Raw genomic sequence first — 13,870 nt, forward strand, 5'->3', positions numbered from 1 at the left:
CCGCCACGAGGATGACAATGGCTCATTGGATATCGGCGACGTGCCACCCGTCCGGCACCGGGAGGTTTGCACGGCGGCCGATCTCGGAGAGGAACCCGACGTGACCGTATACGACCGCGTGGCGGCACAGGCATCTGACTCAGTCACGAAAGTCGCATGGTTTGGCGTCACTGCGACGGTCCACGCTGCGGATGCCGCCTTACATGACTACGTGGCCAGCCAACATCACCTGGTCGAGACCCACGTCCCTGCCGACGGCGTCTTGTTCGACGCCCAGATATACGCCTGCACCAACTCCCCACTTCTGGAGGAGGTGTACAGTGCGATCCACGCGGGCGCCAGCTACTACCGCGAGGCATTCCAGGGCGAGTGGTACCGCTGCGGCGACCTGCCTGGCGCTGTGTTCGCGATGGTGGCCGACCGGCCAAATATGAGTAAGCACGCCCTGCTGACCCGTGACTTCCAATCCTGGGCGATCGTCTGCCAGAAGGCCGACGAACTCGGGCTGGCAGTTACCCGCGCCATCCGCGAACTGGTGCGCGAGGATCTGTTGCGGCGCGGCGCTATTATGCTGCACGCCGCCGCCGCCCGCACCGCAGATGGTCGAGGTCTGCTGCTGGTCGGTGCCTCCGGCAGTGGTAAGACCTCGGCGGCGGTACGAATCGGCCAGTCCGGCGGCCTCGCGGTGGGCACCGACCGCACCGCGCTCGTCCCCGTCGGCGGCGAGTGGCTCGCTGTGGGTATGCCCATGTCCATCCGCCTCGGCCAAGGTTCGGCAAGTGCGCTCGGCGTGCTCCATGCCCTCGGCGCCCGGTCTCCGATCAGGGCGCACAACCCGTTCGGCACTGCCACGCGGCCGGAGCCGACGCTGGGAAAGGAGCAGAAGTTGTCGCTGAGCAACGCGGAAGTCTTTGAGCTGCTCGGCTGTGGCTTCGCACCCGCCACCGCGATTGATACGGTGCTCGTGTTCACCAACGGCGCACACGAGACCCCGAAGTCGACCGAGTTGGCCTCGGTCGAAACCGCAGCGGCGCTGCGCGAGCACACGTTCATGCCGGATCCGGACTACCGCAGCCGTTGGCTGAGCGCCGATCCAACACCTGAGACAGCCGACGGCCTGCCGGCGGAGCTGGCCGCCGTCGCAGGGCGCCATCACGGCCTGCTGGTCGCCTGGGATCCGGTACTTCACTGCGGTGACGACACCGCCGAAGTGCTCGTGCCCCCACGACCATAAGCGTCTGGGCGCCATCAGCTTGCGCTTCCCGTCATCAGCAGCTCGTCAATGACGTTCCACAGTTCCTGCGGCGTGGCGAAAGTCGTCATGGTGAGCCGGTCGTCAGGGACGGTCACCCCAAATGCGTCCTCCAGGTCCAGAAGCAGGCTGACCGTGGCCAGCGAGTCTAGTCCGTGATCTGTCAGGCTCAGTTCGGCGTCCAAGAGTTTGTCCGGTCTGAGCAGTGGAAGGTACGACCGCAGCATCGTCTCGAACTGGCCCGGCCATGGTGTAGTTGTCATGCACCCGCTCCTGAGTCTGTTCGTGAGTATTGGCGCCACTTCTCGGCGAGCGTGGGCGCCAGCTTGATCCGCAGGCAATCGATGTCGACGAGTTCAGGCGCTATGACCAGAAGCAGCTCGCCGTCCGGCGGTCGCTGCCCTTCCTCAATAGATGCCGCCTGCGCCGTCGGCAAAGCCGCCGGTCCAGGTTGAGATGCGGCTCCCAAGCTCACCGGCAAACTCACGCTCCTTTCCTTCCTGCGAGTCGTACTTCTCGGTCGAGTAGGGAAAGCCGACCGGTCGCGACGAGAAGCCGGTCGTTGGAGTAGTTGAGCGCCGCCGACCTGAGATCACGGAAGTGACGCTCGAGTGGAATAGGTGCGTTCTTGAGGTATCCGCCGGACATGCCTGCCAGTTGCACGAGCCGGTCGACCGACGCGAAGGTGAGCTCCGCCGCCGCGACCTTCAGCGTGTTAATTTGGATTTGTGTCGCGGGCGTGTCCAGCGACTGCCCAGCGGCTCGGTGCCGGTTCACCTGTTCCACAAGCTGTGACAGGTAGGCGCTGACCAGCTCCTGGTCGATGCGCACTCGGGCGAGCCGAGCGGCGAGCAGATCCGACTCCAGGTCGATGCTCCGCGGCCGACGGGGTGAGCGCAGCAGTCCCACCAGCTCGGTCAGCGCCGCCCTCGCCAACCCGAGCCAGCAGGCAGCCCACGCGATGTGGCCGGTGACGATGAGACTGTCCATCGCCACCTCGCGGAAGCGGCCGGGCGCTCCTACTATCTGCTCCTCATCGACACAGCCGTCGATCTTCATACCAATGCTATGGGTGCCGCGCATGCCGAGCGGGTTCCAGGCGCCGCGCGAGGTGATTTTGAGCTGGTCACGCGCGGCGAAGACGAGAGTCACGCGGTTCGCTGGCGCGTCGGGCGACTCGCGCAGCGTGATGAGGAAGCCATCGGCGTACGCGCCGCCGGTGACGATGGGCGCATCCCGGGTGAACCGCAGGCGCCGGCCCTCGGCGGTCAGCGGAGCCCCTGCGCTCAGCAAGTGGCCCCCCGTCCCTGGCTCGGTCGTGACTGAGGCGAGGTACAGCTCGCCTGAGGCGACGCTTGGCAACAGGCGGTCGTGCAGTCGCGGCGAGCCGTGTCGCACCAGCGTCTCGACCTGCTGGCAATGCATGGCCCAAATCATCGCGGTGGACCCGCAGCCCGCAGCAAGGATCTGGGCGATCTCGACCAGATCTGCCAGGTCGCCGCCGCGGCCGCCAAACCGGGTGGGCACTAGCAGGCCCATCAGTCCCGACTCCCGTAGCGTGTCAAGGCTCGCCTGGGGGAAGGTCGCCTGAGCATCGCATTCAGGCGCGTACTTGGCGAGTATGGGGACTACAGCGCGGGCGAGTTCGGCGGAACGGTTCTGTCCGGTCATCTCTGAAAACCTTTCTCGGTTTCGCGCACGAGCCGTAGCCGCGACACGGAGACCGTGGCCGCCCCGTCCACCACAACCTCAGGAGCTATCGGCCTGCCGAGGAAGCCGAGCAGACTGGCGGTCAACCCATACGCGCCGACGTTGGGAAAGATCACGAGATCGCCGGCGGCCGGCTCCCCAATGGGGACGGATCGACCGAGTACGTCAGCCGGTGTGCACAGCGGGCCGGTGATCGTGCCCAGTAGCCCTGCGTCGTCTGACACATCGACCGGTACGGCTGCCGGACGCGCCAGCCGGCCCAAGCCCGCCATGCCGCCGAGATGGTTGATACCGCCGTCGAGCAGCACGAACACGTTGCCGCCTGGCTGCTTCACTTCAGTCACCGTGCACACCAGACTGCCGCACCCGGCCGTGAGGTAGCGGCCGGACTCGAAGGCGATCTCCACAGAGCCCACCCGCCAGGCAGGCACGAACTCGTCGAGCGCTTGCTCGAGCGCGGTGGCCAGCAGCTCGTACCGCGGCCGCCGACCGGGGGCCGCGAACGGTGCGGCGAAGCCGCCTCCAAGGTCGAGGCACTGCATCGGCAGGTTTAGCGCGGCCGCGGTGGCGAGGCTGGCCCGGAACTCGGCAATCAGGCTCTGCTCGTCGCGAGCGTTGCTCAGCGGGAAGAAGTGCAATCCAACGATGCTCGTGCCAGGGACCGAGTACAACTCATCGGCTCGCGCGGCCAGCTCGGCGGCACTCGTGCCGAACTGGGTGAGTGCACCGGTCATCCGCAGACTGGTAGCTCCGGCCGCAGCGGCGTTCACCCGCAGCTGGCACTCTGCCTTCGTACTCAATTTCGTGGCCACGGCGCCGATCCGGCGCAGATCGTCGATGGACTCGGCGGAGAAGCGGCGCACCCCCGCCTCCATGGCCAGCGTAAGCTCCTCTACCGTCTTGGCGGGGCCGGTGTAGAGGCAGTCGGTCGGGGGTACTCCGGCGAGGGCCGTGTTCGCCAGTTCACCGCTGGAGCTGATCTCTGCACGGCAGCCCGCCGAGTGCAGCCGACGAATAATCTCCGGGTGTGGATTGGCTTTCACTGAATAGTAGACGATCGTGTCGCGTGGCAGCGCTAACCGCAGATCCGTCAGTGCATTATCGACCTCTTGAAGCTGATACACGTAGAGCGGGCTGCCAAACATGCGCGCTAACAGCTCAGACGACGCCATCAGCGTGCTCGGTCTCTCGGACGGATAGCGCGGTGTCGGCACCGAAGCATGCTCATGCGTCACTGGCCTCCTTTGGGATTAACGCTCAACATTGGAGCCCACGAGCGCGGACGCTACCACGGATCAACAAAATGTCACAGGCTTGATCGGTCGGTGGATGTGACTTAGGGTTCGGCTCCTGTAAGGGCGATCACACGGTAAATGTGATACGAAATGTCAAGCAACACGGGAGCCTGATGCGCGGTCTAACTGGGAAGAAAGCCATAGTCACCGGCGGAGCGCAGGGCATCGGTCGCGCCATTGCCAATCGTCTCGTTAGCGAGGGCGTCGCGGTCACCATCGCCGATATCCACGAGGATTTCGGGCGCAGCGCCGCCAAGGAGCTCGAGGCGGACGGCGGTGCCGTCTGCTTCGTGCACACCGACGTCGCCGACGAAGCGTCCGTGGAGAACGCCACGGCGGTTACCGCAGACCGCTTCGGTGGAATCGACCTGCTGGTCAACTGTGCCGCAATATTCATTATGCGCGGGATCGAGGCCACTGTGAACGAGTGGCGGAGGATTATGGACGTCAATATCATGGGTCAAGCGCTGTGCGTCAAGCATGTTGTGCCGTACATGCCCGCACGCGGTGGCTCCATTGTGAACATCGCCTCGATCTCCGGCCACATCGCGCAGCCGGGATATCTGACGTACAACGCCACCAAGGCTGCCGTGGCGAACATGACGCGATGCATGGCCCTCGATCTCGCCACGCTCGGCATTCGGGTGAATGCCGTCAACCCAGGCACGGTCTGGAACGCCAACAACGAGCGCTACCACCGGGAAGAACTAGGGCTGGACCGCGCGCAGGCGGATCGGCACCCGGAGATCGGCGGCCGACACATGCTCCATCGCACCGCGGACCCTGAGGAGATCGCCTCGGCCGTCGCCTTCCTCTTGTCGGAGGAAGCCAGCTACATCACAGGCGAGAATCTGATGGTCGACGGCGGCTACACGGCGATGTGACCATGTTCGACCTGCATACGCATCATGACCGCTGCGGTCATGCATCGGGTGGCCTGCGCGAGTACCTGGACGCTGCGATCGACAACGGTTTGCACATCATCGGACTGTCCGATCACTCACCGTTCTTCTGTGAGCCGGAGGAGCATCACAAGCCTGGCGTGGCGATGGCCAAGGACGAGTTTCCCCGGTATATCGCCGAGGCGATGCGCCTACGTGAGGAGTACCGGGGCCGCATCGAGGTTCTCGTCGGCGTGGAGTCGGACTTCTTTCCTGAGCACGCCGCCGTCTACCGCGCTGTCTTCGACCAATACCCCCTGGACTACGTCATCGGCTCCGTACATGTGATGGACGGGGTCGATCTTTTCCGCCGCGAGCGGTGGATGGGTGCCGACCAGGTCGCGCTGAAAGCCGCCCGAGAGAAGTATTGCGACCTGGTCGCGCAGTCGGCGCGTACGAGGATGTTTGATGTGTTGGGACACATCGACGTGGTCAAGGCTGCCTGCCCGGAGATCATGCAGGTGGCCACCGGTGCGGTGGATCGGATGATGCGCGACATCGCAGACGCCGATGCGGTCATCGAGGTGAACACTTCAGGCAAGACCAAGGACTGCGGCGGATGGTACCCATCCATTGACTTACTTGAACGTGCACGGCGCTACGGAGTGAAGATCACCTTCGGCTCCGACGCGCATGATCCGAGCAGGGTCGGCGACGAGCACGAAGCAGTGCGGGAAACCCTGCGCGAATTGGGCTTTCGCCACTGGTACGTCTTTACACAGCGGCGTCGGGTCAGCCTGCCGCTTTGAGGATCGGAGGACGAAGCGTGGAGGAGGAGATCGACGCGTTCGCCCGTGACGGCTTTACGCTCCTGCGTCGCGTTTTCTCGAGCGCGCAGCTGAGTCGGATGCGCAAGGCGTTCATCCGAATCGAGGACAGTGTGCGAGTCGCACCAGACCGCTACGCGACCAGATACACCGCCCGCGACGGCGGTGCCGACACGTGGGGGGTCAACCACGTGTTCGCCCCTGATCTCTACGAGCCCGAACTCGCGTCGGTGTTCGACGACGCGCGGGTGATGGGATTCGTCCACGCTGTGCTTGGACAGCCGGTGCGCTTCTGGGGCGGCCATGCCCTGTGGGGCCCGCGCAGAGTTGCTTACCAGCTCAACTGGCACCGAGACTTCGGCGAGCATGAAGCATTCGATCCGTCAGGGCGCTCCACTCACGTGCAGTTCAACGCCTGCCTGCTGGCCGACGAATGCTTCCGTGTGATCCCCGGATCCCACCGGCGTCCGCTCACCGTCGAGGAGGCCGAGCAGCAGCGCACCAAGGGCATCGCGCCGCTGCCGGGCGAGGTGTCGGTGCAGTGCGCACCGGGCGACGTACTTATGATGAACGCCCATGCGCTGCACCGAGGCAGCTGCGACGTGGGGGTGGCACGGCAGACCCTTCACGTCTCTCTCCAGCCGTACGCCGAGCCCACAGGCGGTCATGCGTCATGGCGGTTCATGCGCACCCCAGGCTATCTCGACGGGCTGCCAGCCCCCCTGCGAGAGCTGATGCACAACGCCGTCACCTGGGACGACGAGCATCGACTCTCACTCGCTGAGATGCGCAGACGCCTGCGCATCAGCAGAGATATCAAGAAGCAACTCGCTGACGGCGGCCCCGCGAACATGGGTTCGTGAGGTGGGCGCCTCCTCCGCGCCGTCGCCAGCCTCCTGCCCGCAGAGCACTACGTGCATGCCGGCTACTCCTCTGCTGAACTGATCGTTACCGTCCGGCAGCAGCACCAGGTGAGGCTGGTCAACGCCGTTGCGGAGCGACAACTCCGTGCAAGCCCGCACCCGCAACGGCGACGACCGCACCGCCTTCACCATCGACGTGGAACACCGACAGGTCACCTGCCCGCAAGGACAGACCAGCACCTCCCTGACACCGCGCATCCTGCGCATGGATCAAGTCTCCAGCGCCGCCAGCAACGTGCGCAGGTCCTCGCGCGTGCGCACCCGCAGGCAGCACGTCTGCCGTTCCTGGAGGAAGTTGAGCAGGTGCTCGTTGCACACCCGCACCCGGCGGAACTCTCTCGCAGACCAACCCAGCAACTGGAGGGCTCCTAAGAGGCGCTCACGGTTGCCGTTCCACAGCTCTTCGCGCGTGGTCAGCCGGCGAACCGTCCGCCGAACCAGCCGGGGGAAGACGGTGCCCGCTGCCGTGTCCAGCCAGATCACCATGTCCGCCCGCTCACGCAGCAGATGGTGCGCGATGTCGTACTGCCCGTCGATGATCCAGCGGTCGGCGGCTGCCGCCGTCAACACGGCGGACTCGAACGTCGATACGTCGGCCCGCCGCCAGTCGGGCAGCCAGAACATACGGTCGAGTTCAATAAGCGGCACCTGCAGCCGTGCCTGCAACGCCCGCGCAAACGTCGACTTCCCGGCGCCCGAAGGGCCGACGAGCCAGATCCGCTCACCCCACGGGAACGTCATGACATCCCCCTTGTCAGCACGTGATCTGTGAACTCCAGCGCCTCGTCCCAGTTCATATCCTCGGTGACTTCGAACAGCGGCCCGACGCGTCCGTCGAGGTGGACCTCGGGGTCGGCGGATAGCGCCGCAACAGCGCCGGCATCGTGGCCCTTCGTGAGCAGCGCCGCCCCGAACGCGGTGTCCCCAACGGCGATTTCCGCGTCGGGAGTGGAAAAGAACCTGCGCAGGCCGACCATGCCCTCGACCGGCCCGGGTGACATGTGTATAGCGTTCTGCCGAGTGCAGATGCCGCTCAGTCCGAGTCTGTCCTGCTCGTCCAGCAGGATCCGCTTGATCGATCCCGGTACCGCGTCATGGGGATCGGTGGCACCGATCACCTCCCGCCGCAGATCGCGTAGGGGTCGAGCCGAAGTGCACTCCAGCAGCACGATCGACTGGCCGGGACGGGTGAAGTGGGCCAGCTGCTGCGGGTGGAACGGGTTGAGCAGTACCAGCCGCTCACCGTCAAACAGGATCTCGATCGCGTACGTACCTGCGCCGAGCTTGGTCACTGAGACGTTGCGGGTCAGCAGGTCGAGCGCAAATGCCGATACTTCGGGGCACTGCTGGAGGAACTGGTGCCCACCGAGGACCCGCCTCGCGTCCGCCGCGGCGTAAGGGTAAGCCACAGCTAGCTTGTCGCGCGCCGCGGCGGACGTGGCGGGCAGCCCACCGCGGGATACCTCGTTGAGCATACGGTACTGGTGTTCGACCACCCGGTACGTGGACAGGTAGCCTGAAGACACCACTCGGACTGCGCCGACTTGCACTCGGTGCTCGGCCAGGAGGCCCAAGACCCGGGCGAGGGCGGCTGTGGCGGGGGTCCCGCCTGGCGCGGTGAGTTCCGGCTTCAGCAGCACTAGGAACTGGTTGAGTTCCCGTTCCCGGGGCGGGGTGTATGGTCTGACCCAGTCGCTGCGCACATCATCGCCCACCGCGACACAAGCGGCGACGCTGGCGGTGATCTCGGTGAGCATCGCTTTCACCACATCGTGATGCCGGTGAACACCAGCGTCCGCGTGATGTCCGCCATCGTTGCGAGGCGGTGCTGCACAATCTCGATGATCTTCTTTTCATCCTCGGCGTTGGCTGTCCAGTCCCGCAAGCGGATCACCACCTCGTCTGGACGATCGAGCGGTGCCTCTTTCGAGGTGAAGATGTGCGTCTCGGTGGGCTTGCCAAGTGCGGTGTACAGCTGCGTGGCGAGTTCGTGGGCCAGGACGCCATAGAGCTTGCCGGTGTGGTCAAGCGGATTCTTGCCCGCAGGCGCCTCGATGCTCATGGAGCGCATCGGCGTGATGAGCCCATTGAGCCGATTCCCGCGGCCAACCACGCCTACGTCGCCGGTGTCGGCGACGGAACCGAGCGCGGTCAGGTATGGCCTGCCGTTGCGGTCCGTGGGGTTGACCAGCAATTCAGGCGCCTGGCCGAGCAACTCGGTGAGGAACACCAAGATCTGCTCAGTGCACTCGTCCTTGCGGGCGAAATACTCGTGGAGCGAGTGGATGCGTGCGCCGAGGAACGGCATGTTGACGATAAGCCGGAATTGCCCGTTGCGGCGGCTGCCGAACACTTTGACGTCCCAACCGGTGTCGGGATTAGCCAACTTGAACTCCGGTCCGTTGATCAGCTGCTCTACCCGCAGCACGGCAATCTCCAGTCGGCTCAACGGCGCGTAGCCGTGAAGCAGATTGCAATCGTTGGACACGAGCCTGTCGTCACCGATCGCCACCAGATCGTCCAGTTCCTCGGGCCGGTAGCGTGAGCGCCCGCGGCCCGCGCCCTGGTGGTCCACGATCTCGCAGCGAAGATTCAGGTGGCGGTGCGGCTCGAAACCAGTGGTCACCTCGGCGAGTGTCTTGGCGGTGGCCTCGAAGAGGATGTCGTGCAGCGGGATCAGGTGGTCCCCGAACGAGTACGCACCCTTGCCCGCGAACAGGACGGTGTACGGCTTGGTCATCTCGCCCTTGCCGTAGTCGATGTCGGCCTCGCCGCCGAAGAGCATCACCTTGTCGAACCAGTGATGCGCGACCCGGCCAAAGTTCTCGACGCAATACTGGGCGTAGAGGCTGGATGCGCGTTCGGCAATGGCGTCGCACATCGTGTCGGGGTGGCCCACACCCTTGCGCTCGACTAGTTCGTACGGCAGGGCCTCGATGTCGTTCCCCTGGTCGGCATGTATACGGAGAATGTCAGGGGTCGCGTTGGTCATGTTGATCCTCTCAACAGGTTCTGCAGCAGCACCGCACCCTCGTAAAGGGCAGTGAAGCTTTGTTCCAATGCAAAGCCGGACAGGTCATGGGCAAGGCGGTGTAGCTCGTCGGCCACAGCTTCAGGCGTGGCAGGGGGGAAGCAGGCGAGCAGGAAGTCAGCATCCTTGACAGGAACCGGCAGAAGGTTGTGGCGGAGGAGCGCAGCGGTCTGTGCCGGTGTGAGCGGAAGCAGCCTTGCCGGGCCTGGTCCAAACGAGGGGAAGACCAGCGTGTCCAGGCTGGCGGCACCGGCCATGGGTGCGCCGCACAAGGCGGTGAGCTCGTGCGGATAGAGCACGATCCGCTCGTCGCTGTCCGCCGCAGGCAGTTCGATCCCCGCCGATTCGGGGTGTTCCAGCGACCAACCCTGCTCGCGGAGGACGTCAGCGACCGACATGCCCAGCGCGGTGAAGGTGTGGCCACGCACGGACACCGCACGCGGCCAGCCCTGCGCCCACCAACCGCCGTCGACGCGATGCACCGACAGGTCGTCATTGCTCACGAACGTCGCGCCATGCTGTAGCGCCGCCAGGATGGTGGAGGTCTTACCCGCCCGCTTGCCGCCAAGCACGGCCACACCACGCCCGGCGTGCACCAGGCCCGCGTGCAGGAACGCCCCGCCGTACGCGGCCGCCATCAACCGCAGCAGGATACGTGTGTAGCGCACAGTGAGGTGCGCAGAGAGCCGGGAATCCGCTCCGGCCGGGATCACCAGTTCGCGGGCGGCCGGGTCGAACCACAGGATGATGATCGGACAGCCCGGTGGCGTGACGTCGACCGGCTCGAAACTGCCCGCCGACGGCGGCCTGTCCACTGACAGCAGCCAACAGCCCGCAGGACGCGACGCTATCGGGGTCGTGTGCAGGAACGGCTCCAAACGTCGGATCGCCCATGCCTCCCATCGGTCGGGTAGGCGTACGCAGACCCGACCGCCGGCCGCCTCACATAGCAGCATGCGCTGTTAGCACCCTTCTAACAGCCGCGTGAGAATCTGCCGTACACGCCCGGCCGCCGCCGAGCTCCAGCCGAGGTACCAGTCCAGCATCGTCGGATTACGCTCAGCAATCATGCGAAGGAACGCCGGGATCGGCACGAAGTAGAGCTCGAGGAAAGGGATGATCGCGTCCCGCTCGTTGTCGAGCAGTGGCTCCGACTGGGTCGCCACACGCAGGAACCGAGGCACCAGCGACTCGATGACCTCGATGCCGCCCCGAACCCGACGCGGGAAAAAGAGGCTGGCGCGGGCGAGATCGGCCAGCCGAGGGCGGACCTGCAGGCCGTCCCAATCGACGATGCAGATCACATCGTCGCTGCCATAAAGCAGGTTGGAACCCACGTACTCACCATGGGTGAGTCGGTGCGGCAGAGCCTGGTAGCCCTCCAGCGACAGGGTCTGGCGTGCCCGCTGCCACGCTGCCCGGTATTTGTCGAACACTTCCGACGGCGTGTGCGGTGCCAATTCCTGGATGGTCGCAGCGACCTCGGAGAGGTCCGTCTCATCCAGATGCAGCCAGGCCTCGGCGTCGCGGATCGGGCTGGTCGGCGACGGTTCGGGCGCCAGTGCCGATAATCCATGTAGACGGCTCAGGCACGCTGCTGCCACATCGACGTCGGCTTCGCTGCCTGGGGTGAACGGTCGGCCGGCGATGAACGGCGTGACCTGCCACTGCTCGTCGTGGGCCAGTACGGTGCGCCGGCCATCGGGGCAGCGCAGCAGTGGCTGTGCCGGGAACCCGCACTCGTGTAGCGCCTGCAGCGTGTCAGCTTGAAACTCGAGCCACTCGATGGTGCCGGGCCGACCCAGCCGCTTGATGATGACCGGCCCATGCGTAGTCTGTGCACGAAAGACGCCGTTGGTGCTCTCCCGGTCATACCACTCGACGCCCCCAACGGCTCCGAGCCGGAACTCGTCCCGAAGGATCTTGGGCACCAGCGGATCGTCGCTCTCTTTCCAGCTCATGGCAGCCCTTTCGCCATTATGTGTGCGCGGTTACTTCTCATGCCGGGCCCAATTCCGCAGCGCTTCGGCATTCGCGGCGACCTTGGCCAGCGCCTGCGCGAACAGCTCATGCGCCGGGGTCTCGACTGTGGAGTATGCGGGCATACGCAGCACCCGCTGTACATAGGCCTCACTGCCGGGCAGGTCGCCGTCGCGGTAGACCCGGTAGTGCGCACCCTGCCGGTCGAAGTGGCCGTAGGTGCCGATACCAGTGTCCGCGCGCTGAAATGCTGGCTGACGGTGCAGGGGCGGGGTTCTGGCCTGCGCGATCGGCACCCCCTCGGCTTTGGCGGCGCGCACGAACAGGTCGATCGGCAGTCCGTCGAGCTCGTCAGGGCAATACAGCGGCTGGTAGCCATAGTGCACTGGACGTTCCATGTGTGGCTGGCGGACCGGAGGGTGCAGGCCCGATACGTCCACCAGTAGTTGGTCCAGCAGCTCGGCGTTGGCGCGCCGTGCAGCGAGCACTTCCTCCAGCCGTCCGAGGCTTCCGATCGCAAGCGCCGCGCCGACAGGATGGATGCGGTTGTTGAGTCCGAAGCCTGTGGGTACGAAAGGCAGGTATTCCTCGCTGTGGACGTCGTCCCGCGACCGGTCGAGGAAGTGGCCGAGCAGGATCGCCCGCTCGTAGATCCTGCGATCTCGGGTGACCAGCATCCCTCCGTTGCCCGCAGTGACCAGCTTGTTCGACTGCAGGCTGAACACCGCCGCGTTGCCGAACGTGCCGACCTTCCGACCGGCGCATACTGCACCATGCGCGAGTGAGCAGTCTTCGACCACCTTCAGTCCATGGTGCTGCGCCACTCGCATCACGGCCGGCATATCCACTGGATAGCCGTTCATGTGGGTCACCACGATGGCCCTGGTCCGGGGCGTGATCAGGGCCTCCAGTGCCGACGGATCGAGGTTGCCGGTCCACTCGTCGGCGTCAACGAGCACCGGCACCGCGTTGACGATGAAGATCGGCATCACTGTGGAGATGAAGGTGTACGTCGGCGCCAGCACCTCGTCGCCGGGTCTCAGGTCAAGGCCGAAGTAGGCCGAGTGCAGAGCTGAGCTGCCACTGTTGGCCGCCAGCGCGAACTCGACACCCAGGTATTGCTGGAACATCTCCTCGAGCTCAAACACCTTGCCCTGTCGGCCGACATAGGAGATCTCGCCCCGCTCCAGTAGTTCGGTGGCGACCTTGATGTCGGCATCGGTCACGATCGGCCACCGGTTCGGCGGTGCCTGCTCGAGAACGGGCCGGCCGCCAAGCAACGCCAGCGTGTCAGCCATAGGTATCCTCTGTCTCGAGAAGCTCTAGCACGCGGTGCGCGTCGAAGAAGCGTCCGATCAGCGACTGCGGTACCTGCCCGGGATAAAGCGTATTGACGGCGTGCAGGATGTAGTGGACCGCCTGTGCCAGCCCCAGGTCGTCGGCCCGATCTGGAAGTGTCGCCAGGACTTGCTCGTTCAGCAGGACCATCACGTCGCTGAGCTCGGCTAATAAGGGGTCCTTGCGCTTCAGCACTTCACCGTGGCAAACGGCCTCATAGAAGTGGACGTCCCCTTGGACGTAGCCGAGCTGTCTTAACGCGGCGACGGCAGCTGCTAAGTTCGTGTGGTCGATCAGCAGATCGTTGTCTTTGAACCGCCGCATGCCCATCCGCCGGTAGCCCATGCAGGCCACCGCGGCCCCCTTGAGCAGAGCGCTGGGTATGCCGCCTGCATCGAGGTCGCGCTCCACAAGCGCCGAACTCCAGTTGCTCCTCCGCCATGAGCGACTGGCCCTCATGGACGACCTCCAGCCCTTTGAGGAAGTAGGTGGTTTTGACATGGCGGCGCCCGTCTATGGCATGGTGGAGAACGGTGGCTGAGGCGATGCCCGCGGTTTGATGCACCGCAAGTAGGCGGAGCACTCGATACCAGTCCCTCGCCTGGTGCAGCAGCTCGCGCAGCCGGGGCCGCT

General features: G+C 65.2%; 14 protein-coding genes. 4 read left to right on the forward strand and 10 right to left on the reverse strand.

What is annotated here, in order from left to right; all coding sequences use genetic code 11:
* Positions 1 to 25: 25 nt before the first annotated feature.
* Positions 26 to 1,234 (forward strand): hypothetical protein, encoded by a 1,209-nt coding sequence (locus ACIBK9_RS28735; protein ID WP_397162031.1) that lies wholly within the window; start codon positions 26 to 28, stop codon positions 1,232 to 1,234.
* 14 nt (positions 1,235 to 1,248) lie between these two features.
* On the opposite strand, the gene ACIBK9_RS28740 is transcribed toward ACIBK9_RS28735, so the two are convergent.
* From ACIBK9_RS28740 to ACIBK9_RS28750, 3 genes are all read right to left on the reverse strand, one after another.
* Positions 1,249 to 1,515, reverse strand: a complete 267-nt coding sequence (locus tag ACIBK9_RS28740; protein WP_397162032.1) for a phosphopantetheine-binding protein — start codon at positions 1,513 to 1,515, stop codon at positions 1,249 to 1,251.
* A gap of 220 nt (positions 1,516 to 1,735) precedes the next feature.
* Complete coding sequence (locus tag ACIBK9_RS28745) at positions 1,736 to 2,923, reverse strand: acyl-CoA dehydrogenase family protein (RefSeq protein WP_397162033.1); 1,188 nt, start codon at positions 2,921 to 2,923, stop codon at positions 1,736 to 1,738.
* Entirely contained in the window at positions 2,920 to 4,197 is a 1,278-nt protein-coding gene (locus ACIBK9_RS28750; protein ID WP_397162034.1) for a type III PLP-dependent enzyme, read from the reverse strand. The genes ACIBK9_RS28745 and ACIBK9_RS28750 overlap by 4 nt, the downstream gene beginning before the upstream one ends.
* A 173-nt stretch (positions 4,198 to 4,370) precedes the next feature.
* Here ACIBK9_RS28750 and ACIBK9_RS28755 point away from each other — a divergent pair, with 173 nt between their 5' ends.
* The 3 genes from ACIBK9_RS28755 to ACIBK9_RS28765 are packed head-to-tail and all read left to right on the forward strand — an operon-like array spanning position 4,371 to position 6,828.
* Positions 4,371 to 5,141, forward strand: a complete 771-nt coding sequence (locus ACIBK9_RS28755; RefSeq protein WP_397162035.1) for an SDR family NAD(P)-dependent oxidoreductase — start codon at positions 4,371 to 4,373, stop codon at positions 5,139 to 5,141.
* Between the two features lie 2 nt (positions 5,142 to 5,143).
* Positions 5,144 to 5,947 (forward strand): histidinol-phosphatase, encoded by an 804-nt coding sequence (locus tag ACIBK9_RS28760; protein ID WP_397162036.1) that lies wholly within the window; start codon positions 5,144 to 5,146, stop codon positions 5,945 to 5,947.
* Positions 5,948 to 5,964: 17 nt separating this feature from the next.
* Entirely contained in the window at positions 5,965 to 6,828 is an 864-nt protein-coding gene (locus ACIBK9_RS28765; protein ID WP_397162037.1) for a phytanoyl-CoA dioxygenase family protein, read from the forward strand.
* A 270-nt stretch (positions 6,829 to 7,098) separates the two neighbouring features.
* On the opposite strand, the gene ACIBK9_RS28770 is transcribed toward ACIBK9_RS28765, so the two are convergent.
* From ACIBK9_RS28770 to ACIBK9_RS28800, 7 genes are all read right to left on the reverse strand, one after another.
* Positions 7,099 to 7,629 carry an AAA family ATPase gene (locus tag ACIBK9_RS28770; RefSeq protein WP_397162038.1) on the reverse strand — a complete coding sequence of 177 codons (531 nt, stop codon included), beginning with the start codon at positions 7,627 to 7,629 and terminating at the stop codon, positions 7,099 to 7,101.
* Positions 7,626 to 8,645, reverse strand: a complete 1,020-nt coding sequence (locus ACIBK9_RS28775) for a hypothetical protein (protein ID WP_397162039.1) — start codon at positions 8,643 to 8,645, stop codon at positions 7,626 to 7,628. The genes ACIBK9_RS28770 and ACIBK9_RS28775 overlap by 4 nt, the downstream gene beginning before the upstream one ends.
* A 5-nt stretch (positions 8,646 to 8,650) precedes the next feature.
* Positions 8,651 to 9,880 carry a methionine adenosyltransferase gene (locus ACIBK9_RS28780; protein WP_397162040.1) on the reverse strand — a complete coding sequence of 410 codons (1,230 nt, stop codon included), beginning with the start codon at positions 9,878 to 9,880 and terminating at the stop codon, positions 8,651 to 8,653.
* Positions 9,877 to 10,734, reverse strand: coding sequence for a hypothetical protein (locus tag ACIBK9_RS28785; RefSeq protein WP_397162041.1), 858 nt, complete (start codon positions 10,732 to 10,734; stop codon positions 9,877 to 9,879). The genes ACIBK9_RS28780 and ACIBK9_RS28785 overlap by 4 nt, the downstream gene beginning before the upstream one ends.
* Before the next feature lie 147 nt (positions 10,735 to 10,881).
* Complete coding sequence (locus ACIBK9_RS28790; RefSeq protein ID WP_397162042.1) at positions 10,882 to 11,880, reverse strand: phosphotransferase enzyme family protein; 999 nt, start codon at positions 11,878 to 11,880, stop codon at positions 10,882 to 10,884.
* Positions 11,881 to 11,910: 30 nt separating this feature from the next.
* On the reverse strand, positions 11,911 to 13,197 hold the full coding sequence (locus ACIBK9_RS28795; protein WP_397162043.1) for a DegT/DnrJ/EryC1/StrS family aminotransferase: 1,287 nt from the start codon (positions 13,195 to 13,197) through the stop codon (positions 11,911 to 11,913).
* Positions 13,190 to 13,738 carry a nucleotidyltransferase family protein gene (locus ACIBK9_RS28800; protein ID WP_397162044.1) on the reverse strand — a complete coding sequence of 183 codons (549 nt, stop codon included), beginning with the start codon at positions 13,736 to 13,738 and terminating at the stop codon, positions 13,190 to 13,192. The genes ACIBK9_RS28795 and ACIBK9_RS28800 overlap by 8 nt, the downstream gene beginning before the upstream one ends.
* Between the last annotated feature and the right edge of the window lie 132 nt (positions 13,739 to 13,870).

The sequence above is a fragment of the Nonomuraea sp. NPDC050227 genome (genome assembly GCF_044459705.1).
Taxonomy (GTDB): domain Bacteria; phylum Actinomycetota; class Actinomycetes; order Streptosporangiales; family Streptosporangiaceae; genus Nonomuraea.